Annotated in this window: 22 protein-coding genes; 6 read left to right on the top strand and 16 right to left on the bottom strand. The window is 41.3% G+C overall.

Annotation, left to right across the window (positions count from 1 at the left end):
* Positions 1 to 211 precede the first annotated feature (211 nt).
* Both ppc and ftsW read right to left on the bottom strand, forming a co-directional pair.
* Entirely contained in the window at positions 212 to 3,037 is a 2,826-nt protein-coding gene (ppc, locus tag QM830_RS05080) for a phosphoenolpyruvate carboxylase (RefSeq protein ID WP_414325855.1), read from the bottom strand.
* 45 nt (positions 3,038 to 3,082) lie between these two features.
* Entirely contained in the window at positions 3,083 to 4,324 is a 1,242-nt protein-coding gene (ftsW, locus tag QM830_RS05085; RefSeq protein WP_414325856.1) for a cell division peptidoglycan polymerase FtsW, read from the bottom strand.
* A gap of 248 nt (positions 4,325 to 4,572) precedes the next feature.
* Between ftsW and QM830_RS05090 the strand changes: the two genes are divergently transcribed.
* The 3 genes from QM830_RS05090 to QM830_RS05100 all read left to right on the top strand — a co-directional run bounded on the left by QM830_RS05090 (position 4,573) and on the right by QM830_RS05100 (position 6,702).
* Positions 4,573 to 5,448: a GH25 family lysozyme gene (locus QM830_RS05090; RefSeq protein WP_414325857.1), complete on the top strand. Its 876-nt coding sequence runs from the start codon at positions 4,573 to 4,575 to the stop codon at positions 5,446 to 5,448.
* 142 nt (positions 5,449 to 5,590) lie between these two features.
* Positions 5,591 to 6,064 (top strand): aminoacyl-tRNA deacylase, encoded by a 474-nt coding sequence (locus QM830_RS05095; protein ID WP_414325858.1) that lies wholly within the window; start codon positions 5,591 to 5,593, stop codon positions 6,062 to 6,064.
* Positions 6,065 to 6,078: 14 nt separating this feature from the next.
* Entirely contained in the window at positions 6,079 to 6,702 is a 624-nt protein-coding gene (locus QM830_RS05100; protein ID WP_414325859.1) for a histidine phosphatase family protein, read from the top strand.
* 131 nt (positions 6,703 to 6,833) lie between these two features.
* Here QM830_RS05100 and lysS read toward each other — a convergent pair whose 3' ends face one another.
* The 4 genes from lysS to QM830_RS05120 all read right to left on the bottom strand — a co-directional run bounded on the left by lysS (position 6,834) and on the right by QM830_RS05120 (position 11,771).
* Complete coding sequence (gene lysS, locus QM830_RS05105; RefSeq protein WP_414325860.1) at positions 6,834 to 8,324, bottom strand: lysine--tRNA ligase; 1,491 nt, start codon at positions 8,322 to 8,324, stop codon at positions 6,834 to 6,836.
* Positions 8,325 to 8,597: 273 nt separating this feature from the next.
* Positions 8,598 to 9,935 (bottom strand): ABC transporter permease, encoded by a 1,338-nt coding sequence (locus QM830_RS05110; protein ID WP_009731389.1) that lies wholly within the window; start codon positions 9,933 to 9,935, stop codon positions 8,598 to 8,600.
* A complete protein-coding gene (locus tag QM830_RS05115) occupies positions 9,935 to 10,630 on the bottom strand; it encodes an ABC transporter ATP-binding protein (RefSeq protein ID WP_009731390.1) in 696 nt (231 codons plus the stop codon). Before QM830_RS05115 ends, QM830_RS05110 begins: the two co-directional genes overlap by 1 nt.
* Positions 10,614 to 11,771 carry an efflux RND transporter periplasmic adaptor subunit gene (locus tag QM830_RS05120; RefSeq protein WP_009731391.1) on the bottom strand — a complete coding sequence of 386 codons (1,158 nt, stop codon included), beginning with the start codon at positions 11,769 to 11,771 and terminating at the stop codon, positions 10,614 to 10,616. Before QM830_RS05120 ends, QM830_RS05115 begins: the two co-directional genes overlap by 17 nt.
* Before the next feature lie 179 nt (positions 11,772 to 11,950).
* Here QM830_RS05120 and gorA point away from each other — a divergent pair, with 179 nt between their 5' ends.
* Entirely contained in the window at positions 11,951 to 13,300 is a 1,350-nt protein-coding gene (gene gorA / locus QM830_RS05125) for a glutathione-disulfide reductase (protein WP_414325861.1), read from the top strand.
* Between the two features lie 194 nt (positions 13,301 to 13,494).
* Here gorA and QM830_RS05130 read toward each other — a convergent pair whose 3' ends face one another.
* The 3 genes from QM830_RS05130 to QM830_RS05140 all read right to left on the bottom strand — a co-directional run bounded on the left by QM830_RS05130 (position 13,495) and on the right by QM830_RS05140 (position 15,753).
* On the bottom strand, positions 13,495 to 14,226 hold the full coding sequence (locus QM830_RS05130; RefSeq protein WP_009731393.1) for a cyclase family protein: 732 nt from the start codon (positions 14,224 to 14,226) through the stop codon (positions 13,495 to 13,497).
* 12 nt (positions 14,227 to 14,238) lie between these two features.
* Positions 14,239 to 15,381 carry a 5-methyltetrahydropteroyltriglutamate--homocysteine S-methyltransferase gene (locus QM830_RS05135; RefSeq protein WP_009731394.1) on the bottom strand — a complete coding sequence of 381 codons (1,143 nt, stop codon included), beginning with the start codon at positions 15,379 to 15,381 and terminating at the stop codon, positions 14,239 to 14,241.
* A 159-nt stretch (positions 15,382 to 15,540) separates the two neighbouring features.
* A complete protein-coding gene (locus tag QM830_RS05140; RefSeq protein WP_009731395.1) occupies positions 15,541 to 15,753 on the bottom strand; it encodes a YdbC family protein in 213 nt (70 codons plus the stop codon).
* Positions 15,754 to 15,843: 90 nt separating this feature from the next.
* On the opposite strand from QM830_RS05140, the gene QM830_RS05145 reads away from it, so the two are divergent.
* A complete protein-coding gene (locus tag QM830_RS05145) occupies positions 15,844 to 16,176 on the top strand; it encodes a hypothetical protein (RefSeq protein WP_037613912.1) in 333 nt (110 codons plus the stop codon).
* Between the two features lie 14 nt (positions 16,177 to 16,190).
* On the opposite strand, the gene QM830_RS05150 is transcribed toward QM830_RS05145, so the two are convergent.
* Positions 16,191 to 17,477 (bottom strand): peptidase U32 family protein, encoded by a 1,287-nt coding sequence (locus tag QM830_RS05150; RefSeq protein ID WP_009731397.1) that lies wholly within the window; start codon positions 17,475 to 17,477, stop codon positions 16,191 to 16,193.
* A gap of 96 nt (positions 17,478 to 17,573) precedes the next feature.
* Positions 17,574 to 18,503: a peptidase U32 family protein gene (locus QM830_RS05155; protein ID WP_009731398.1), complete on the bottom strand. Its 930-nt coding sequence runs from the start codon at positions 18,501 to 18,503 to the stop codon at positions 17,574 to 17,576.
* 129 nt (positions 18,504 to 18,632) lie between these two features.
* Here QM830_RS05155 and QM830_RS05160 point away from each other — a divergent pair, with 129 nt between their 5' ends.
* Positions 18,633 to 18,926 (top strand): DUF3270 family protein, encoded by a 294-nt coding sequence (locus tag QM830_RS05160; protein ID WP_009731399.1) that lies wholly within the window; start codon positions 18,633 to 18,635, stop codon positions 18,924 to 18,926.
* Between the two features lie 134 nt (positions 18,927 to 19,060).
* On the opposite strand, the gene QM830_RS05165 is transcribed toward QM830_RS05160, so the two are convergent.
* From QM830_RS05165 to QM830_RS05185, 5 genes are all read right to left on the bottom strand, one after another.
* Positions 19,061 to 19,513, bottom strand: a complete 453-nt coding sequence (locus QM830_RS05165) for a YtxH domain-containing protein (RefSeq protein WP_009731400.1) — start codon at positions 19,511 to 19,513, stop codon at positions 19,061 to 19,063.
* Positions 19,514 to 19,527: 14 nt separating this feature from the next.
* Positions 19,528 to 19,911 carry a DUF948 domain-containing protein gene (locus QM830_RS05170; protein WP_009731401.1) on the bottom strand — a complete coding sequence of 128 codons (384 nt, stop codon included), beginning with the start codon at positions 19,909 to 19,911 and terminating at the stop codon, positions 19,528 to 19,530.
* A 3-nt stretch (positions 19,912 to 19,914) separates the two neighbouring features.
* Positions 19,915 to 20,697, bottom strand: a complete 783-nt coding sequence (gene lgt / locus QM830_RS05175) for a prolipoprotein diacylglyceryl transferase (RefSeq protein WP_414325862.1) — start codon at positions 20,695 to 20,697, stop codon at positions 19,915 to 19,917.
* A complete protein-coding gene (gene hprK / locus QM830_RS05180; protein ID WP_009731403.1) occupies positions 20,694 to 21,626 on the bottom strand; it encodes an HPr(Ser) kinase/phosphatase in 933 nt (310 codons plus the stop codon). The genes lgt and hprK overlap by 4 nt, the downstream gene beginning before the upstream one ends.
* Before the next feature lie 206 nt (positions 21,627 to 21,832).
* On the bottom strand, positions 21,833 to 22,114 hold the full coding sequence (locus QM830_RS05185; RefSeq protein ID WP_414325863.1) for a PspC domain-containing protein: 282 nt from the start codon (positions 22,112 to 22,114) through the stop codon (positions 21,833 to 21,835).
* Positions 22,115 to 22,168: the final 54 nt, after the last annotated feature.

Genomic DNA, 22,168 nt, shown 5'->3' on the forward strand with positions numbered 1-22,168 from the left:
TAGGCAATACAGTCTAACTTTCCTTACTATTCTATCTAATTTTAGATGAAATTGCAAGCCTTTTACCTATATTTTCTTAATTATTCCTATTCTTATCTTTTATTTTTCCATCTGGCAGAATGATCTTGATCCAGCTTTGAAAAATCTCCCGTTAAATCCCCTATTTCTTCTGATTCTGAATAAAAAAATCGGAACAAGGGTTCCGATTTTTTTAACCTGAATTTCGTAGTCCTGTAGCCACCCCATTGATGGTAATATGGATTAGCTTGTCCTGATCAGCCGGTAATTGACCAGTTCGTTGACGGCGAATCAATTCTAACTGGATATAGTTCAAGACGTTAAAGTACGGCATGCGATAGTCCAAACTTTCTTTCAGATAGGTATTTTCCGCAAGCAACTCTTCTTGTTCCTCAATCATTAGGATGATATCCTTGGTCAATTGCCACTCATGCAAAATAATTTGATAGATATTACGGACTTCTTCTTCCTCACATAATTGAGCGTATTCAAAGGCGATATCCATATTCGCTTTTGACAAGACCATGTCTACATTGGACAAAAGGGACTGGAAGAATGGCCAGTTTTTATACATGTAGCGAAGGGTTTCGATGTTTTCAGGATCCTCATCAATGAATTCCTTAAAGCTAGACCCCACTCCGTACCAACCTGGGAACATCACCCGACTTTGTGACCAAGAGAAGACCCAAGGAATCGCACGCAAGCCACCAATTTCTGTAATGGTCTTACGAGCAGCTGGACGGGAACCAATATTAAAGCTAGAGATGGCTTTAATCGGACTGGATTCAAAGAAGTAGTCATAGAAATGCTCGTTCCCGAAGACCAAATCACGGTAGATATCGTAACTGCGATTGACCACTTTATCCATGACTTCCCCGAAGCGATCAAACATGGAGAGAGGGCTCTTTTGTTCTGAAATCATGCGGTTAATAGTTGCAGAAACAAGCATCTCAAGGTTGTAGTATGCTGCATCCTTATTTCCGTATTTATTACCAATCACTTCCCCTTGCTCAGTTAGACGGATACGGTCATTAATCGATTTCAATGGTTGAGAAGTGATGGCTTCATAAGTAGGGCCACCACCACGACCAACCGTTCCTCCACGGCCATGGAAGAAGGTGATCTTCACGCCAAACTCATCCCCGATAGCGGTCAATTGTTGTTGCGCTTTAAAGAGGGTCCAACAAGAAGACAAGTATCCACCATCTTTGTTGGAATCCGAGTAGCCTAACATAATTTCTTGGTAATTATGTTTTGAAGCAATCCAACGTTTAGCAATAGGAAGAGACAAGTAACTTCTCATGGTTTCTTCCGAATGATCTAAGTCTTCAATCGTTTCAAACAAAGGGACAATTTGTACACGTGCTTTTTCAGTATCGATTAAGCCCACTTCTTTTAACATCACGGCCAATTCCAACATGTCTGATACACTTGTTGCATGGGAAATGATATTTTGACGGATGACTTCTTCTCCCAAACGGTCTTTCAATTCACGCGCCGTTTGGAAAATCGCCAATTCCTTTTCAAGTAACTCAGACTTTTCGACATGGGTAGCTGATAAAATCCGTGGATCTTCCAAGAGTTCCTTCAAGAGAACCTGACACTTCTCATCTTCAGACAAATCTGAATAATGGTCATTGATCCCAGCAGATTTCAATAATTCAGCCACACAGGCTTCATGGACACTGGAATCTTGACGCATATCAATGGATGCAAGATAGAAACCAAAGACATCAATCGCCTCTAGAAGTTCTGCAAACTCACCAGAAATTAAATACTCTGATTTATTTTCCAATAAGGAGTTTTTGATCTTTTCAAGATCTTCTTTAAATTCTTGAGCAGATGCATATGCAGGAGACTCTTTTGCAGAAATTTCCTTTAAAGCTCCAGAGATACGATTACCGATATAATCGGACACTGGCCCTTGTTGATGAGCGCTTGCTCCCAATAGTCTCTCTACCGCATAACGATCTTCTCTTGTTTCTCCAATCATGGTCCACTCTTTTAAGTTGACCAAAGTTTGGATCAATTTTGATTGGATATAGTGGAAAGCACGACGGTAGGGTTCTTTTTCACGAAAAACGGATGTATCACTTGATAGGGCAGCCATTTCAGCCACTGCTTCACTTGTTTTCGAAAGACTAGTTGAAAGTGAGAAGTGACGGTATAATTTAGAAATCTTTTCAATGTAATAGTTCAAAATGACTTCACTTTGAATAGTGGCTGACCGTTTCAAAGTATCAGCCGTTACAAAAGGATTTCCATCCCGGTCTCCTCCAATCCACATGCCCATTGTAATTGGACGTGGTTGTTGGAGTTCAACACCATGTTCTTTTGCTAGGCGTTTGTACTCCAACATCAGATTTGGAACAGCTTGTAAGAAAGAACTATTGTAATACTCCATGACATTGGTGATCTCATTGGTCACCTTCAATTTTTTATCACGGATCATATCCGTTTGCATCATGATCTCAATATTACAGCGAAGGTTGCTATACCATTTATCCTCATTAATCAATCCTGCTTTAACATCCCGATGCTGGCGAAGCAGGGCGTGGATATGATTGGTTAGATCCAACATGGTTTTTCTTTGTACTTGAGTTGGGTGAGCTGTTAAAACAGGCACAATATTAAGATTTTCAAGAATTTCTTGTGCATCTTCTTGTTTCGCAACCTCTTGAATAGTTGAAGATAGCTTCCCTAGATACTCGCCATTGACATTATTGAGATGATTGATTTCATAAGCTAAATCGACATCTTCAGAAATATTGATCAAGAGTGGCAAAATCGCAAAATAACGCGAAATTACTGTCATTTCCTCATTGGTCAGTTGTTCCACTAATTGGTTTAACTCTTGATAATTCTTTGTTTTGGATAGATCCTTCAATTGTGAAATTTTTTCAAAAGTTTCCGGACGAACCAAATTCTTGGTAATATCATCTAATAAGTCGGTTAAAATTTCGGCTTCTTCTTTGACAATATCTTTATTTCTATAGTTCTCTAATTTTTGTAAGACCATTTTTTCTCCTTTTTGAATCCTCATTAAACAATTGTCTCTTAGCTTTTAGTAATACGGTTTGATTTTACCTTTTTCTTCAAAAACCATACCATCCTGTTCCATCTTCGCTCGTTTTTCACTGGCATCAATATTTAAGACAAAAGCAATCGCAACTGATAGGACCCATAAACTGTTTCCCCCTTGGGATAAGAAGGGGAAGGTTACTCCAGTAGATGGAATCAAACCAGAAATACCTCCAATATTAATGAAAGTTTGCACCAGGATCATGCCTCCAATACCAATGGCCATCATCGAATTGAATGGATTCTTGGCCCGAATACCGACTAAAATGATGCGAAGAATTAAAAAGAATAAGAGAGCGAGAATCAAGCTAGCTCCAACAAAACCTAATTCTTCGATCACAATCGCAAAGACAAAGTCCGTATGAGCTTCTGGTAAATAACCTTGTTTCTCAATTGAATTTCCAAGTCCCAATCCAAACCAACCACCATTACTCATCGCATAATAGGAATTAGCCAATTGGTGACCTGCACCTGACAAGTCATTAAAGGGGTTAAAGAAGGCACTAAAGCGTTTTGCTACATAACCAAAGACAGGGATCTTAGCGACACGGTCTACACCAATTATCCAAATAGATCCAAGGACCAAGGTAGATGTTCCAACGACTAGACCAAGTAAGGAGGTGAACCATCGATAGCCCACTCCACTAACAGTAATCATGACTAAGACGGTCAAGGCCAAGATCGTCGCATTTCCCAAATCCGGCATGATCACAACGATTCCAATAAGGATCACGGTCAACCAACGCCAATCGTTTAAATTCCTTGGGATCCATTCATTGTGGGTCAAGGCCTGGTAATCATAATCACGGATCTCATCTTGTCGTTTAGAAAAGATCAAGGCCAGATACCAGACTAAAATAACCTTGAGATATTCGGCTGGCTGGATACTGAAGCCTCCAGGGATCGTTAACCAACCATGTGCCCCATTGACCGTATCCGTAATAAATCTGGACAGAATTAATAAAATCACTTCAATGAAGATGACAAAAGCCAATACTTTTTTATTTCTCAGGAAGTTTAAGCTAAACTTATAAATTAATGCGATGGTCAAGAGGCTAAGGATAAAAAAGAGGCCCTGGGTCCGCACCATCCGAATAGAACTCACTCCACTCTGAATCGCCAAAGCACTGGTTGTAGAATAGACCACAATCAAACCAATAATGGATAAAATCAAATAAGGAATGAGAATGGAATAATTTAATAGATGTCTTTTTTCAATTTTCATAGTTCACCATATTGCTGATATTCAACCCTCATTATATCATTTTTAAGGTACAAAACCAAGGAAAGGCCGGAAAAGATTCGGCTTCTTCACTATTTTTAGTAAAAATTCGAATTTTTCTTCTTATTTTCATATATTTTTATCCTTTTCGGAGGAAAAGATTCCTATTTTTTGAAAATAATAGCTAAAATCAGCATCTTTTAAGCATTAAGTTTTGCCTTTTCGTTTTTTTTACGGTAAAATGATTCTGTATGAGAAAAAGGATAAAACCCGTTGTTCTCTTGGTCTTTTTTATCGGTATCATTTCTTTCCTCGTTCTTTCACGAACGATTGCCGATCTTCAAGCTAGAGAACGACAAGAAACAACCATAACTATTCCAAACTCCAATACATCTAAAAAAACAACCACTGCAAGTTCTTCTTCTAAAAAAGAAGAAGACATTAATCCAGAATTGGTTGGCCGCCCAATCATTGATATCTCGGGTTGGCAATTGCCAAGTGAAATCGATTACGATGTCCTCTCTCAAAATGTAGGAGGTGTAATCGTTCGTGTCCATAGTGGAGCCCAAGCCAAAAAAGAAAATGCGGCAACCTACCTCAATGGTCTGGATAAATCATTTAAAACCCATATCCAAGAATTCCAAAAACGAAATATCCCTGTCGCTGTCTATGCTTATGTAGCAGCCAAGGATAAAAAAGAAATGGAGAAGGAAGCGGAAGAATTTTACAAAGCTGCTTCTCCTTACAAGCCTACCTACTATTGGTTAGACGTTGAGGAAAAAACCATGAAGGATATGAATGCAGGCGTTGAAGCTTTCCGAGCGAAATTAGAAGCACTCGGAGCTAAAAATATTGGAATTTATATCGGAACCTACTTCATGGAAGAACATAGTATCTCCACTGATAAATTTACTGCTCTATGGATTCCAACCTATGGATTTGATGATGGCTACTATAACGCTGCACCAGATACCAATACGGAATACGACTTGCATCAATATACTTCTCAAGGGCAATTAAATGGATTCTCACACTACTTGGATCTCAACCAAATTGCTCCGACGCAAGATCAAGAAGCGATTTATCGGAAACTATTCAAAGTACAAAAAAATAGCTCTTCCTCATAGCCTCAAAACAGCAGATTAAGTGCTCTAAGCCTTCTCTGCTGTTTTCTATTTTTGAGGAGGAAAGCAAGATCAGTTCTATTATATGATATAATGGTTTAGGTGAAATCTGATTTTGCAAAGACAAACAGAAAGGGAGAAAGTAATGGCAAAAAAACAAAAAGTGAAAAAAACATTGGTTGAACAAATACTGCAAAAAGCAAAAATCAACCATACAGGATTGCAAATCAATGCCCTTGAGGGAATCATTCCAGAGGGGATTTCGACTGATCAAATCTATAAGACACTAGCCCTAACAGGCGATAAAACTGGTCCTGTCATCGGTATTGTTCCCATCTCTGCCCATTTGTCAGAGAAAAAATTAGCCAAACTCTCTGGTAATAAAAAAGTTAGTATGATTCCGCAAAAAGACTTAGAAAAGACGACGGGCTATGTTCACGGAGCTAATAATCCTGTTGGCATTCGACAAAAACACAACTACCCTATTTTTATTGACCAGTCAGCCCTTGATCTAGATCAGATAATTGTCTCTGCAGGTGAAGTTGGTCACAGTATTCAAATCAAGGCGCAAGATTTAGCTGATTTTGTCAAGGCTAGCTTCGAGGACTTAGTTGAGTAAAGGATAAAACCAATATGAAATTATATTTTGTCCGTCACGGACGTACTGAGTGGAATGAAGAGGGACGTATCCAAGGGGCAAATGGTGACTCTCCGCTTTTAGAATCTTCCATCCAGCAGTTAAAAGCTTTGGGTCAGCATTTATCTCAAACATACTTTGATGCAGCTTATTCAAGTGACTTGCCTAGAGCCGTCCATACTGCTCAAATCATTCTTGAGCAAAATCAACATCCTATCTCCCTCCAAGAGACTCCTGCTCTACGGGAATGGCGACTTGGTAGCCTAGAAGGTAGAAAAATTGTGGAGTTGAAGGCTCTCTATTCGGAGGAAATGAAGGCTTTCCGACACAATTTTTCACAATTCCATCACAATCTATTCGATGCGGAATCCCTTTCTGATACGACCAAGCGGACCTGTGATTTTGTAAAAAGCTTGAAAGAAACAGAACTCGAAACCGTTCTTATCGTTGGACATGGGGCTAATTTAACCGCTTCTATTCGGACCCTACTTGGTTATAAACCAGAGGAACTCCGTAAAAACGGTGGCCTCGACAATGCCAGTGTGACCATTTTGACAACAGATGATTTTGAGCACTTTTACTTAGAGACTTGGAATGATACCTCTTATTTGGAAGACTAAAAAACACTGTTTGCAAGATAATTGTTTTAGAATAAAAGTTATTTTTTGAAAATCATCTAGTTGTCTTATGTAAAACAATAGTCTGTATACATTCAAAAACACTGATCATCAGATCAGTGTTTTCTTTTAGCTTATTTCATAGTTGGGAAGAGCAATACGTCACGGATAGTAGTCGTATCAGTAAGGAGCATGCAGAGACGGTCGATACCGATTCCCAATCCTCCTGTTGGTGGCATACCATATTCAAGAGCTTCTACATAATCGTAGTCAATTCCAGTTGCTTCGTCGTCTCCCAATTCTTTGGCGCGTGCCTGCGCTTCGAAACGTTCCAATTGGTCGATTGGATCGTTCAATTCTGTAAAGGCATTAGCATATTCCTTGGTCATGATGAAGAGCTCGAAACGATCCGTGAAACGAGGATCCTCGTCATTCTTCTTAGCCAATGGTGATACAGCTACAGGGTGGCCATAGACAAAGGTTGGTTGTGTCAAGGTTTCTTCCACATATTCTTCGAAGAAGGCATTGATGATATGACCCACTTCAGTGTAGTGTTTTTCAACTGGCACATGTTTTTCTTTGGCAAGGGCTGCTGCTTCTTCAAAGCTCATTTCCTGCCAGAAGTCAACACCAGCAATTTCCTTGATTGCATCCACCATGTGGACACGCTTGAATGGTTCATTGATCTTGATTTCAGTTCCTTGGTAGTTAACAGGACCATCCCCATGGATGACTTTCGCAGCGTGTTGGATAATCCCTTCCGTCAAGTCCATAATATCTTGGTAGTCAGCATAGGCTTGGTAGACTTCGATGGAAGTAAATTCTGGATTGTGGGTAGCATCCATTCCTTCATTACGGAAGATACGTCCGATTTCATAAACGCGCTCCATTCCACCAACGATCAGGCGTTTCAAGTGAAGTTCGGTCGCAATACGAAGGACCATGTCAATGTTTTGGGCATTGTGGTGAGTGATAAACGGACGCGCAGATGCTCCACCAGCCTCGTTGTGAAGGACAGGAGTTTCTACTTCAAGGAAGCCTTGACCATCCAAGTAACGACGGATTTCTGAGATGATTTTTGAACGAGTTACAAAGCGCTCGAAACTTTCACGGTTAGAAATCAAATCCAAGTAACGTTTGCGGTAGATGGTTTCCACATCTGAAAGTCCGTGGAATTTTTCAGGCAAAGGACGAAGGGCTTTAGACAAGTGTGTGATGTGAGTAGCTTTGATGGAAAGCTCACCCATGTCAGTCCGCATCACTTCTCCTTCTACCCCAAGGAAATCTCCAAGGTCAGCCTTTTTGAAAATTTCATAATTTTCTTCACCGACCGCATCTTTCCGAACGTAAATTTGGATTTGACCTTCACGGTCTTGAAGGTGGGCAAAACCAACCTTCCCTTTCCCACGTTTGGTTACAAGACGACCCGCAATAATGGCCGTTTCGTTCAAGTCATGAAGTTGTTCTTTATCTAATTCTGAATATTTTTCTTTCAATTGACCAGAATCTGCAGTTCGTTCGAATCGCTTTCCAAATGGGTCGATTCCTTGTTCACGAAGGGCCGCCATCTTTTCACGACGGACAATCTGCTGGTCATTTAATTCTTCCATATGTTCAGTAGTCATTTGGAACCTCCTAAGTTATTCTCCCCTATTTTATCATATTTAGAGCAGAAATTCACTAATAATTACCAATTAAACAAAAATAAGGCTGAGCAATGACTGTCCCTCCTTCAACCCTACTCAAAAGCTATTCTGCTAGACTGATGGATGGCCCATACCGTTTTAGCTGTCTAAAGATAATGAATTAAAAAGAGCTAGAGCTTTCTATTACGTGAACATAGAAAAAGGAGCAAGGTAGATGTTGACGAATCATTCATCCTGTCTCCCTCCTATTTTTTATTCATAACGCAGTGCTTCGATTGGGTTTAATTTAGAAGCTTTGTTGGCTGGTAAAATCCCAAAGAGAATGCCTACAAAGGCAGAGAAAATAATACTACCAATCGCAACATTTAAAGAAATAATTGGTGGCCCTTCCAGGGTTGCTGCAGCGACTGAGGCAATCAAGCTATTCACACCATAAGCCAGACCGAGACCAATGAGCCCACCAATGATGGTCAAGACCATCGACTCAATCAAAAATTGGACCAAAATCTTACTTCTTGTTGCTCCCAATGCTTTTCGAAGACCAATTTCTCTCGTCCGCTCAGTGACAGAAACCAACATGATATTCATAACTCCAATACCACCAACTAAGAGAGAAATCCCAGCAATAGCACCGATGACTGTCGTCATAATTCCTACAACTTTATTGGTTTCCTCTAGGATACTATCCAAATTAAAGATTTGGAATTCCCCTTGGCGAACACCTGAAAGTTCTGTTAACTTTTGAGCAGCTTCGATCCCAACGGTCTTGATTTGCTTCACATCTGGAACGTGGACGACAATATTTTGAATTTCTTCTGTTCCAAATTCAGAGGCAAGCTGGGTATTGGCCATGAGTGCACTACCACCTGAGGATGCTCCATATAGGGCTGTTCCAGCATTTGGATCCTTGAAAATGCCAACGACTCGATAGTTGTTATCTCCAACAGAGACTACCTGATTGAGAGGATTCTCAGTTCCAAATAATTGTTGAGCCAAGCCTTCATCAAGGAGCACAACCCGTGAAAAATTACTGTAATCTGAAGGAGTTAATTTCCGTCCAGATAATAGTTCAACTTTTTTAACTGAAAAATAGGTTTCATTAACTCCTTGGATGTTCACCCCGTCTGCCTTTTTCTTTTGAAAAGCAATCGTTGCATTAGAAGTATTGCCAACATAGTAGCCATCAATTCCTTCAATCTTGGTTAATTCCTTGACCCAAGATTCTTGCACAACTGGCGGTGTTTCTTGGACTTGACCGTCAATATCTTCTGCATTTTCCCCATCGATATCTGATGGAGCAGCCATCCCTCGGTCTTCAGCCGCAGGACCACCTTCTCCACCGCCCTCCCCCATATCGTCAGAAGGACCAATATTGATGCCTGTCACATAACCACTCTTATTTGGAGAATAGGAGATTTGTACATACTCTTGATCTTTGGTGAAGGTCTTGGTGACACCAGCCTTCATGCCATCTCCCAGTGCCATGATCACCACCACAGAAGCGACCCCAATAATGATCCCCACCATGGTCAAGAAAGACCGTAATTTATGGCTCATAATCGAGCTCATCGCAAATTTCCAATTTTGCATTAGGGCCTCCTTTCCAGCTTGCTATCTGAGGAGATTTCCCCATCACGAATAACGATGCGACGCTTGGCAAAGGCTGCAATTTCTGGTTCGTGGGTTACCATAATAATGGTTTTTCCTTCTTGGTTCAATGTGGTTAACAAATCCATAATTTGTTCCCCCGTCTTGGTATCCAAGGCACCAGTCGGTTCATCTGCCAAGACAATGGCCGGTTGATTGACGAGAGCTCGAGCTATCGCAACCCGCTGCTTTTGCCCACCCGAAAGTTCCGAAGGCAAATGGTGCATACGCGAATGGAGCTCCACCTTTTCAAGGTACTGCTCAGCTAATTCCTTCCGTTTAGCAGGATGGACACCTGCATAAATGAGAGGGAGTTCGACATTTTGAAAGGCATTGAGCTTGGATAGGAGAAAGAACTGTTGAAAGACAAAACCAATCTGTTCATTTCGAACACGCGCCAATTTTTTCTCACTGAGGTTTCCAACTTCTTGACCTTCAAGGAAATAGTCCCCACTGGTTGGACGGTCCAACAAACCGATGACGTTCATCAAGGTCGATTTCCCGGAACCCGATGGACCCATAATGGCAACAAATTCACCCTCTTCGACTTCCAGGTCGATATCTTTTAAAACACGAAGCTCTTGATCCCCATTTTTATAGGTTTTATTGATTCCTTTTAGTTCAATCAATTTTGTCATATTTACCGATCTCTTTTCCATCTTCCAGTTTCTCACTAGGATTTACGATGACTTGGGCGTCTTTCTTGAGGCCTGACAAGATTTCTTGGTTTTCAGCATCGGCATTTCCAAGAGTCACTGTTACTTTCTTAGCCTTGCCATTTTCAACTGTCCATACGTAGCTTGTCTCTCCATCAGCCATAACACTTGTTACTGGAACAAGTGGATGTTGAGTGGAACTTTTGACCTCAATATTAACAGAAAAACCTTGTTTGAGTTCTCCAATGTCACTAGTAATATCTACTGTGAATGGGTACTTGGCTCCCCCACTTCCTTGTGTTCCACCTGCTGCATTGGCACCTGCTTGAGCCGCGTCAGTCGGATAGTTGGCTACATACGAAATCTTTCCTGTCCAAGTTTTATCAGGATAAACTTTGGAAGTGAGGACTACTTCCTGACCTTCAGAAATATTGGCCAAATTGTATTCGGACAATTCCCCTTTTACTTGTAAATTCCCATTGCTCACAATATGAACCAGAGTTTGATTGGTCCCTGTAGTTGATTTTGAAACATCTTTATTGACTTCAACGACAGTGCCATCTGTGTTACTCTTGACGGTTGTTGCATCCAGAAGAGCCTTGGCCTTGTTCATATTATCAACCGCATCAGACTTGGCATCACGTAGATCGCTAGCTTGCGAATCCACGGTTCGTTGCGTTTGGGAAGCCGACTTAGCGTCTGCCTCCTCATCTCCTGTCGTATCAATAGTCACACCATTTGTTAGCAAATCATTTAACTGACGATCGGCCTTATTGACGGCTCGAACGGCAGCATCGTAAGCTGTCTGGGCCTCTGTACTGCTGTACTGGACGATCGGCTGACCGGCCGTCACTTGATCTCCCACATTGACCAGAATCGATTGCAAGTCTCCTTTTGTTCCATCAAAATAGACATACTGTTCTTGGTTAGCGGTAACCTTTCCTGTTAACAAGACTGAAGAGGCGATCGATCCATCCTTGACCGTTTGGACCATTGGAGTTTCATTCGTCACTGCTTGATCAGGAGAGCTCGGACGTGAAAACATCATCACACTTCCTGTTCCGATCACCGCAATTGCTGCTCCAGCAGCTGTAAATAGTTGCCATTTTTTTAATTTCTTCATCGTTTTTCTCCATCAACGAAAGCGTTTTATTCTATACCATAGTATACCATACTTCCTTTCTTTTCTATCTAAAATTGACACAGCAAAATGAAATTTAAATGCTTGGGAACATGCTAAACCCTTGACTTTTGTAACAATTGATATTACAATCAAACTGAAATCCCATTTAGGAGGAAAACATGAAAGAATTTGATATTATTTCAATCGGTGCAGGTAGTGGAGGAATCGCTACGATGAACCGGGCTGGGGAGCACGGAGCACGCGCTGCTGTCATCGAAGAAAAACAATTGGGGGGCACCTGTGTCAACAGAGGATGTGTACCTAAAAAGATTATGTGGTATGGTGCACAAATTGCAGAAGCCATTCGTGATTACGGGCCAGATTATGGATTTACTTCTGAACAGACCGAATTTGATTTTGCAACCTTAAGAAAGAATCGCGAAGCCTATATAGATCGTACTCGGAATTCTTATGATGGTAGTTTTAAACGCAATGGAGTCGAATTGATTCAAGGTCGTGCTCGTTTTGTGGATGCTCATACGATCGAGGTAAATGGAGAAACGATCCAGGCCAAGCATATCGTGATTGCGACTGGAGCCCATCCTCATATTCCTTCTGTTCCTGGAGCAGAATTCGGCGAAACTTCTGATGATGTCTTTGCTTGGGAAGAACTCCCTACATCTGTTGCCATTATTGGGGCAGGCTACATCGCGGTGGAACTAGCCGGTGTGCTCCACCATTTAGGCGTTCAAACAGACCTCTTCATCCGAAAAGATCGGGTTTTACGTAGTTTTGATTCCTATATTACCGATGGTTTAATGGAAGAAATGGAAAAACAAAACCTTCCACTTCACAAACATAAGGTTCCCATGAAGCTTGAAAAATTAATAGACGGACGTGTCAAGGTATACTTTGAAGATATGACCAGCCATGTAGCTGAACATGTCATCTGGGCAACCGGACGCAAACCAAACGTCAAGGATCTGAATTTAGAAGCAGCAGGTGTTACTTTAAATGAAAAGGGATTTATCGCAGTAGATGATTACCAAAACACCGTTGTTCCGGGCATCTATGCTCTTGGTGATGTCACTGGTGAAAAAGAGTTGACTCCAGTGGCCATTAAGGCTGGGCGAACCCTTTCTGAAAGACTATTTAATGGAAAAGTCGATGCTAAAATGGATTATACTAGCATCCCTACCGTTGTCTTTTCTCACCCTGCTATCGGAACGGTTGGCTTAACGGAAGAGGAAGCCCTACAAACTTATGGAAAAGAGAATATTAAAGTCTATACTTCTCAATTCGCTTCTATGTATACCGCCGTTACCCAACACCGCCAGCAGGCAAAATTTAAACTCATCACTGCGGGGCCAGAAGAAAAAGTCGTTGGTCTCCATGGACTTGGATATGGCGTGGACGAAATGATCCAAGGATTTGCCGTTGCTATCAAGATGGGAGCGACGAAAACCGATTTCGACGCAACCGTCGCCATTCACCCAACTGGATCAGAAGAATTCGTAACCATGAGATAAAAAATAAGAGGCTGGGACAAAAGTCCTAGCCTCTCAATTGTCTTTGGATTGTCGAGCAAGACGCAGTGGTTGAGTGGGCTCTACTACGCTGATTTCATCAGCTTTTACAGCCCTACTCAACTGTGCGGAGGTGGGACGACAAAATCGAATTCTAACGAATTACCGATTTCTGTCCCACTCTCTTTTTTCTTCGCTTATGGTAAGATGGCAATGGCACGAACAGGTGAACCAGTTGCCTTGTCCCAATGAGGGAAGGCAATCGAAATCAAGGCACCTACTGCTGGAACTTGGTCCAAGTGGTTCAAGACTTCAACTTGGTAGATATTTTGTTCCAAGAGGTAGTATTCATTGACCAAGCCATGCTCTGCTGCTGGAATACCTGCATCGGTATCGAAGGTTTCATGCCCCACTGCTTTGACATGGCGTTCATGAATCAAGAATTCCAAGGCTTCACGGCTCCATCCTGGACTTTGTTGAACCCCATTTTCATCAAGATTGCGCATAGCATCTTGATCAGGCCAACGTTTTGACCAATCACTACGGAAGGCCACAAAGGCCCCTTCTGCAATTTGTCCATGCTCTGCTTCGAAATCTAAAATATCTTGTTTGCTCAAGATAAAGTTTGGATTGGCTGCAACTTCTTTAGACTTGTCGATAACATAGAGTGGCAAGAGGAGATCTTTAAGGGCAATCTCATCCAACCAACGACCACCTTCTACAAAGTGAATTGGTGCATCGATATGCGTACCGTATTGACCAACCACTGTAAATTTTTGAACATGGAAGCCATCTTTTAATGTGAAAAGATCTTCTTGTTGCAAAGCAGGAAGGGCTGGGAAGTGTGGACTTTCCGCATTGATCTGGTGACTCAAGTCCACCCATTTTTTAGCTTGCAATTCTTTATAAATACTTAGTAAATCTGACATGTTTCTTCCTCCTTATTCGCCCCAAACATCAGCGACAATTTCTTTAATCAAGCCGATTTTTTTCCATTGGTCCTCTTCTGTCAAAATGTTTCCTTCTTCTGTAGAAGCAAAGCCACACTGGGTAGACAGATAAAGATTTTCCAACGGTACATACTGACTCGCTTCTTTAATACGAGCAATGACCTCATCCTTGTTCTCCAATTGACCACTCTTAGATGTCAAGAGGCCTAAGACGACTCCTTTTCCAGGGGTTACTTCAGCAAGTGGTTCAAAACCGCCGGCACGATCGGTGTCAAACTCAAGGAAGTATGCATTGACCGCTTCTTCTCCCAGGAGTTCTTTGGCAATCGGTGCATAGCCACCTGATGAAGCCCAGGTGGAATGGAAATTCCCACGACAAACGTGTGTATTGACGGTCAAACCAGCTGGAACATGTTGGTAGACATCGTTGTTAAAGGTCAAGAAGAGATCAGCCAGTTCCCGGCGAACCTCATCTTTTGACTTGCCTTGAGCTGCTCCCCAAGCCGTCAAGAAATTATCGTCTACCAAGACACCCCACGTACAATCATCTACCTGAAGTGTCCGAAGTCCTGCATCATACAAATCTTGAATCACTTGAAGATAGGCTTGCTTGATGTCTTCACGAACAGCCGCAAAATCAGGATAGATGGTATTCAATTGCTCCACATGTTCGGCATCACGAATCAGTTCAAAATAAAATTGCGCTGGCGCTGGAATAGTATATTTAGCCTCTACACCATCTACATCTGCCACAAGATCCCGCAAGAACTTATAATGCTCTACAAATGGATGATTGGCTCCCGTGATCTTTCCAATGACAAGAGCTGAGTCCGCCTTGGTCGTTTCATCATGGAAATGATATCCCTCTGCCGCCTGGACATGATCAATTCCTCCAAAGCCCCAGAAGAAATCCAAATGCCAATAAGCACGGCGGAATTCTCCATCTGTTACTGACTTTAGACCAGCAGCAATTTCTTTTTCAACGAGGTCACGAATCGCCTGATCCTCTACTTTTGTTAAGTCAGCCTGACTGATTTTTCCAGCTGCGAAATCTTCACGAGCCTGAACCAAAGTAGCTGGACGAAGAAATGAACCAACATGGTCTACGCGATAAGGTGCATGTGTATGTGTCAATATTAGTTCCTCTTTCCTATAAGTTTTACATTAATTCATCAATGCAACCATTATAGCAGTCTAACACTTGATAAACAAGGGTTTAAGATAATCTAATATCTTTGATATCTATATAGTTTTAGACTATAATAAAAAGAAGTCCTTGAAAGACCCCTTTTCTTAATTTTTAAATGCATCGAGCATGACTTGGAACTCTTCGTTCGTGAGTGTAATCCCTTTGCCCATCTTTGTATGGTCTGGACTCCAGGTGCGAAGATCATACTTAGCAGGAGCACCGTTAAAACTTACACGGTTCAGTTCTTTGGTCCACCCTTTGTCATTTTCAGACAAAATCAATAAATGCTCCTCAATTTCAAATGAAAATTCTGCCATTTTACGACTCCTTTCTTGCTTTCTCATCTCTATTATTCGTAAATCATTTACAAAATCGTGGAAATTATCTATAATATATTGTATCAAGTTATGGAGAATTTAGCTATGAAAAAATTTCTCGAGATCGTTAAAGACCGAGCGAATGAGTTTTTCAATGGAAAAGTCAGCACCCCTGCCCCAATAGAAGATGAAAGAATTACTGAAATCATTCAACAAGCATTGCGAAAAAAGCAAGGAGTTCATGTTATTTTTTCAAATAAAAGTTTTACGGGTGACATTGTCAAGTTTGACCAAGAGCGCCGACAACTGATCGTCAAAAATTTCAAGAAAAGTATGTCAACCATTATCCGAATTTCTGAGATCCAGAAAATCAGTTTGGTTCCCAATAATATTCGCATCGCCCAACAAAAAGGAGAGGTTTAACCCTCTCTTTTTTCTTATGCTCGAACAGTTTTACTTGCCCCATCTTTGGAGTAGAGATTGATCAAGCCTTCTTGGCACGAACGAATCATATCTCCTGGTTTTACTTCCTGTGGGACGGTGATGGTTAAGAGTTCCATCGGATTTGGTGCACGATCAATCTTCACTCCGTCCTTGTCATGCAAGTCTTGGATCTGGCATTCAAAATGACGGAAACCTGGTCCATAGAATTCCACCTGGTCGCCTTCATTGATGACATTCCGCTGTCGAATAGTCGCAGTCATGGTAGATGGATCAAAATCAACCACTTCTCCTACAAATTTATATTGAGGAATCTTTCGACGAGCGCCAAACAATTGCTCATTTTCTGTAGGAGTTTGGTAGTAGAAACCAGTCGCCAATTCACGTTGGGCAACCTTCCACAATTCATTAATCAAATCTTCCTTGATCGCATAAAAGGCCTCTGGACTTTCCATATAAGCATCACAGGCAGCCTTGTAACAGTTGGCAACCGTTGACACATAATGGACAGATTTCATCCGACCTTCAATCTTTAAGCTATCAACCCCATTGTCAATCATGTCCGGGATATTTTCAATCATGCACATATCCACAGCTGACATTGAGTATTCTTCTGGTACTTGGCCTTTAACACTTTTTCGCTCTTGACCAAATGGCATATCATAGAGATCGTATTTCCACCGACAAGATTGGGAACAACCACCACGGTTGGCATCACGATCTGACATGTGGTTTGAAAGGGTACAACGTCCGGAATAGGAAATACACATGGCTCCATGAACAAAGGCTTCGATCTCCAGATCGGTACGCTTACGAATCTCAGCCAACTCTTCCATGGACACCTCACGAGCCAATACGACACGGGTCAAGCCATATTCTTTCCAGAAATGGAAGGTCTCCACATTAGTCGCAGAAGCTTGCGTAGACAAGTGGATATTGAGACCAGGTGCATTCGTTGCACAGATTTCAATCAAGGCCGGGTCTGATACGATCACGGCATCGAGCCCCATATCCCGCAATTCACGAAACCACTCACCAGCTCCTTGTTCATTTCCTTCGTGAGTTACCATGTTCGAAGCTACGTGTACATCGACCCCACGTGCATGAGCGTATTCAATTCCCTCGCGCAGTTCATCCATAGTAAAGTTTCCGGCACGGCTCCGCAACCCATAGGCTTGTCCACCAACGAACACAGCGTCTGCTCCGTAATTAACGGCGACTTTTAATTTTTCTAAGGTTCCAGCAGGTACCAGGACCTCTGGACGTTTTTTTGTATTTGTCATTTTTTCTCCAATTTACAAGATTGTCGATATGATGAATTGCTCCTTCGTTCCCTGAAAAAGGAAAACTCACAAACGAAGAAGCTACTACTTTATTTATTATTTTACACGATCTGGTTCATAATCATAGAAACCAGTATCCAAGCCACGATTAGCTGGATGCAATTTGCGAATCTCTTCATCAAACAGATAAGCTTGATCTTGCGTGAAGGTTCCATTTTGAATCAAATCACGCGCCTTGATAAAGTACTCTGTAATCTTAACAAAGTTCTCACCCGGACAGTAGACCCCATCAAGTTTCCAATGATCATATCCATGATCCACCAACTCTGACAATTTGGTCATCATGTTCAAATCATTATTTGAAAAAATATGGGTTCCATGTTTGTCTTCGTAGACCGAATAGTGAGAATCTGGATCTCCCGGTTCTGCTAGGAACAAATCACGATCTTTGGTCACAGACTCCTCTGTCTTGATGAAGTTGTAATAGTTCTGAAGAAGAGGACGCTTGGAATGGTGAATAATGCTAGCACCGTAGACCAATACTTCTGCTGGGATTTGAAGATTCTCAGCCATCACAAATAATTCAGCAGACGGAATTTCACGGGCCAAAACAGCCTCAGAAGCTCCTGCTTGTTTCCCCCAGAAATTGATCTGGCGACTAGAGGTTACCATAGTAGAAGCATCGTAGATGGTTTTGAAGGGATAGCCATCTCGTTTCAAAACATAAAAAACGCCCGCATCTCCGACAGTAACATAATCAGCCTGAATTTCCTTTAGAAAATCAAGGAATGGCTTGATTGAATCCATCATCGATTGGTGCATCAGTGCATTTACAGCTACTGTCAATTCTTTGCCAGCAGCATGGACCAGTTGTGAAATTCGATTTATTTCGTCATAGCTTAAAGTTTGAGGCAATCGTAATCCATAGTCTTTTTCGCCGACATAGATCCGGTCAACCCCCGCATCAATCAAGGCTTGCGCTTGCTCAACGCTCTCTGCTGTTGCTGTTATAATAATATTTTTCATAGATCCATTATAACAAAAAATCCGATATTCTAGAAAAATTTATTCATTTTGTAAAATTTGTAACATTTTTGTAACATTTATAAAGCTGAATTCATGATAGAATAATAGAGTACTGTTAGGAGAGAGAAAATGCCCGTAAGAAATTTAAGACACTATGACGAAGAATTCGACTATATCGAATTAACCAAACAAACCCAAGAATCCCCTATTCAGGACTACGCTCCTGAAGCTGAACCCGCCCCTCAATTAAGTGAATTGCTGTATTTTTTAAATATCGCTGTTTTCTGTGTGCTGACGGTTGTGTTTAGCTTTATTTTCTTGGCAACCAAGATGAACACCTTATTTGCTTTTACCTTAGCTATTGCTACTAGTTTCGCGAGTATCCAAGGATTTAGAATTTACTACCATAAAAAGAAAAAATAAAAATCAGGTTAGCCTGATTTTTTGTTATCCTCAAAATGTAATAAATGGAAATAAAAGTTCAAGCAGTCTATGTCATCGATTGCCATCTACTCTTTACTAAATCTGAAAAGAGGCTCATTGAGCCTCTTTTTTTATTATTCGTTTCCTTCTTCTACTGCTTCTTCAGCATGATTTTCATCTAACTCTAGAACGATCTCCTCTGATTCTGTTTGCTTACGAATAGATTGAACCAACTCATTGCCACTAAGATTTTCTTTTTGAATCTTGTCTTTAAATGAATGATAAACTTCTTGTGACTTTTCAACCACATCTTGTGTCTTTTCTTTAACAGATTCTATAACAGTTCCTGTTGTAATTTCTCCTGAACCAACTTTTTCCTTGGTTTGCTGAATCACTTCAACTGCTTGTTTTGAAACATCTTTAGCAGTTTGTTTAACCGATTCATGCACTTCTTGAGGATCTTCTTGATAATCTTTTACAAAGCGCGCAACTTTTTTAGTAACTTTCTTACCTTGCTCTGTTGACAAATAGTAGGCTGCTGAAGCACCTGAAATCACACCAATTAATAAACTAGATAAACGTCCCATCTTTTTCCTCGATTCTATTTAAATAATTTTGAAGCCATCCGAACAGCTTTAAGGCCCATAGAGGCTTTTACAGTTTTCCCACCAGCTGATGCAGCTTTAACACTCAATTGACGTGCTTGGTCATTCAAATCTGAGACAGACTCTGAAAGATCTGCTACAGCTGTAAACAAGGGGTCAATCGTTGCCACTTTTTGATTCAAATCATCCGTTAAAACATTGACTTTTGCCAATAGATCATTGGTCTGATGCAAGGTGACATTGACATCCGATGTTAAAACTTGGATGGTCTTTTGCGTCTCATCTACGACTTTTCCAATCTTTGAGAGGAAGAAAATCAGGTAAATGACTAACGCTACTAAAGCAAGGCCTAAGAGACCGTATGCAATTTCAATAAACATATGTTACTCCTTTTCTTCTACATAATAAGGGGCTTTTTTGCGCCGCTGATAAATAATAATAACGAGTCCAACTAGAATTAGAATCATTGATAACCATTGAGAAACACGCAGACCTGCAAACATCAAGCTATCCGTCCTCATTCCCTCGATAATCATTCGCCCAAAACCATACCAAATGAGGTAAAAGGCTGTGATTTCACCTTGCCTCAAAAAATGAGGTTTTCTGCGAAGAAGCAATATCAAGACAAAGCCGAGTAAATTCCAGCTGGATTCATATAAGAAAGTTGGCTGACGGTAACTACCATCTATATACATTTGATCTCGGATGAAAGTTGGTAAGTAGTTAAGACTTTTGACCGCAGCCCCATAGGCTTCCTGGTTAAAGAAGTTTCCCCAACGACCAATACTCTGTGCAATCATGACGCTTGGAGCAGCAATATCCAAAAAATCAATTGGCTCAATGAAGCGTCTACGAGAAAATAGATACAAGACCAATGCCCCAGTTAAGAGACCGCCATAGATTGCGATTCCTCCATTCCAGACTGCAAAAATCTCATCAAGATGCTGGCTATAATAGGCCCATTCGAAGATAACATAATAGAGCCTAGCTCCGACAATCGCTAGTGGAAAAGCAATCAGGATGAAATCAATGATATCATCTGGATTTATTTTCTTTCGAGGTGCCTCTTTCATGGAAAGATAAACGGCTAGAATCAAACCAGAGACAATACAGATCGCATACCAGCGAATACTGATCGGACCTAATTGAAGTGCTACTGGATTCATTCCTTCACCTCATTTTGACTGATCAACTGAGACAAACGTTCTTCAAAGGTTTTAGTGGCATCATAGCCCATTTCTTTGGCACGAACATTCATGGCTGCTGCTTCAATCACGACCGAAATATTTCGACCTGTCTTCACTGGAATGCGAATACGAGGAATGGTGACTCCACCGATTTCCAACTCTTCTGCGTTGTTACCAAGACGATCATAAGTTTGGTCCTTAGTGTAATTTTCCAGGTAAACGGCGATTTGAACTTGTGAAGAATCCTTCACAGCGCTCGCACCGTAGAGACTCATCACATCGATAATGCCGACACCACGGATCTCTAGTAAGTGACGTAAGATCTCAGCTGGCTCTCCCCAAAGGGTCATCTCATCTCTCGCATAGATATCGACTCGGTCATCCGCTACGAGACGGTGACCCCGCTTGACAAGTTCCAAACCTGTCTCGCTCTTACCGATCCCGCTATCTCCTTGGATCAAGACCCCCATCCCATAAATATCCATCAAAACACCATGAACACTGGTACGTTCTGCCAAGCGGCTATCCAAATAACTGGATAACTCACCAGACAAACGGCTCGTCGCAACATTGCTCTTTAAAATAGCCAGCTGCTTTTCTTCCGCAGCCCGTAACATTTCTTCTGGAATTTCTAAATTCCGCGCGACAATGATGACGGGTGTCTCTGGCTGGAACATCTTGCGCAAGACTTGATGACGGTTGTGAGAGCTCATCTTCACCAAGTAAGACCATTCTTTCATTCCTACAAGCTGAATCCGCTCAGGTGTATAATAGTCGAAATAACCCGTCATCTCAAGACCGGGACGTGAAATATCCGCAGTCGTAATTTCCTTGTTTAAGAGGCGATCATCCCCGTAAACAACCGAAAGACGAAGCTTTTCCTGTATATCGCGAACAGTAACTGCCATATCATTCTCCCTTTTCAAATTCTCTTTCTATTATAGCAGATTTTCTCTTCATACGAGAGACTAAAGTACCATTTGAAAGATCCATTTTAACCCGCTTTTTAAAAAGTAAAAAGAGGCCAAGACAAAAGTCTCCAGCCTCTAGGAAATGATGGTAAGATATAAAGAAACGCAAAGTAATAGAACTTCTGCTTCAACCGGATCTCCTTTTAGAAAAACGGACTATCATTCTGATCATGGATAGGTTCGGCCTCTTTTCTCCGACGAGGTCGAAGGCCATCGTCAAATATTTCCTGCTCCTCCTCTTCCTTATAAGGTAAGGTCGTATCTAACAGTAAGTAGATAATCACACCGATAAAGGCATGGGAGACTGTAAAGAGTACAAACAAGAAACGTAGCAGCGTTACACTCAGACCAAATTTATCAGCTAGACCAGCTAGCACACCTGAAACCAGGCGGTGGCGTTTTAATTTATAAAATGATGATGTCATTTGATTTTCCTCTTTCTAGTTAGATCTATTTTAGCAGAGTCTAACCCAGAAGAG

The sequence above is a fragment of the Streptococcus sp. OMI750 genome, from assembly GCF_047463895.1.
GTDB lineage: Bacteria > Bacillota > Bacilli > Lactobacillales > Streptococcaceae > Streptococcus.

Coding starts and splice junctions, on each gene's coding strand:
- QM830_RS05110 (WP_009731389.1), bottom strand. CDS start 9,935: ATGCAAAATTGGAAATTTGCGATGAGCTCGATTATGAGCCATAAATTA.
- gorA (WP_414325861.1), top strand. CDS start 11,951: ATGAAAGAATTTGATATTATTTCAATCGGTGCAGGTAGTGGAGGAATC.
- ppc (WP_414325855.1), bottom strand. CDS start 3,037: ATGGTCTTACAAAAATTAGAGAACTATAGAAATAAAGATATTGTCAAA.
- QM830_RS05115 (WP_009731390.1), bottom strand. CDS start 10,630: ATGACAAAATTGATTGAACTAAAAGGAATCAATAAAACCTATAAAAAT.
- QM830_RS05165 (WP_009731400.1), bottom strand. CDS start 19,513: ATGGGACGTTTATCTAGTTTATTAATTGGTGTGATTTCAGGTGCTTCA.
- QM830_RS05160 (WP_009731399.1), top strand. CDS start 18,633: ATGCCCGTAAGAAATTTAAGACACTATGACGAAGAATTCGACTATATC.
- QM830_RS05155 (WP_009731398.1), bottom strand. CDS start 18,503: ATGAAAAATATTATTATAACAGCAACAGCAGAGAGCGTTGAGCAAGCG.
- QM830_RS05150 (WP_009731397.1), bottom strand. CDS start 17,477: ATGACAAATACAAAAAAACGTCCAGAGGTCCTGGTACCTGCTGGAACC.
- ftsW (WP_414325856.1), bottom strand. CDS start 4,324: ATGAAAATTGAAAAAAGACATCTATTAAATTATTCCATTCTCATTCCT.
- lysS (WP_414325860.1), bottom strand. CDS start 8,324: ATGACTACTGAACATATGGAAGAATTAAATGACCAGCAGATTGTCCGT.
- QM830_RS05130 (WP_009731393.1), bottom strand. CDS start 14,226: ATGTCAGATTTACTAAGTATTTATAAAGAATTGCAAGCTAAAAAATGG.
- QM830_RS05170 (WP_009731401.1), bottom strand. CDS start 19,911: ATGTTTATTGAAATTGCATACGGTCTCTTAGGCCTTGCTTTAGTAGCG.
- QM830_RS05090 (WP_414325857.1), top strand. CDS start 4,573: ATGAGAAAAAGGATAAAACCCGTTGTTCTCTTGGTCTTTTTTATCGGT.
- QM830_RS05095 (WP_414325858.1), top strand. CDS start 5,591: ATGGCAAAAAAACAAAAAGTGAAAAAAACATTGGTTGAACAAATACTG.
- QM830_RS05100 (WP_414325859.1), top strand. CDS start 6,079: ATGAAATTATATTTTGTCCGTCACGGACGTACTGAGTGGAATGAAGAG.
- hprK (WP_009731403.1), bottom strand. CDS start 21,626: ATGGCAGTTACTGTTCGCGATATACAGGAAAAGCTTCGTCTTTCGGTT.
- QM830_RS05120 (WP_009731391.1), bottom strand. CDS start 11,771: ATGAAGAAATTAAAAAAATGGCAACTATTTACAGCTGCTGGAGCAGCA.
- lgt (WP_414325862.1), bottom strand. CDS start 20,697: ATGAATCCAGTAGCACTTCAATTAGGTCCGATCAGTATTCGCTGGTAT.
- QM830_RS05140 (WP_009731395.1), bottom strand. CDS start 15,753: ATGGCAGAATTTTCATTTGAAATTGAGGAGCATTTATTGATTTTGTCT.
- QM830_RS05185 (WP_414325863.1), bottom strand. CDS start 22,114: ATGACATCATCATTTTATAAATTAAAACGCCACCGCCTGGTTTCAGGT.
- QM830_RS05145 (WP_037613912.1), top strand. CDS start 15,844: ATGGAGAATTTAGCTATGAAAAAATTTCTCGAGATCGTTAAAGACCGA.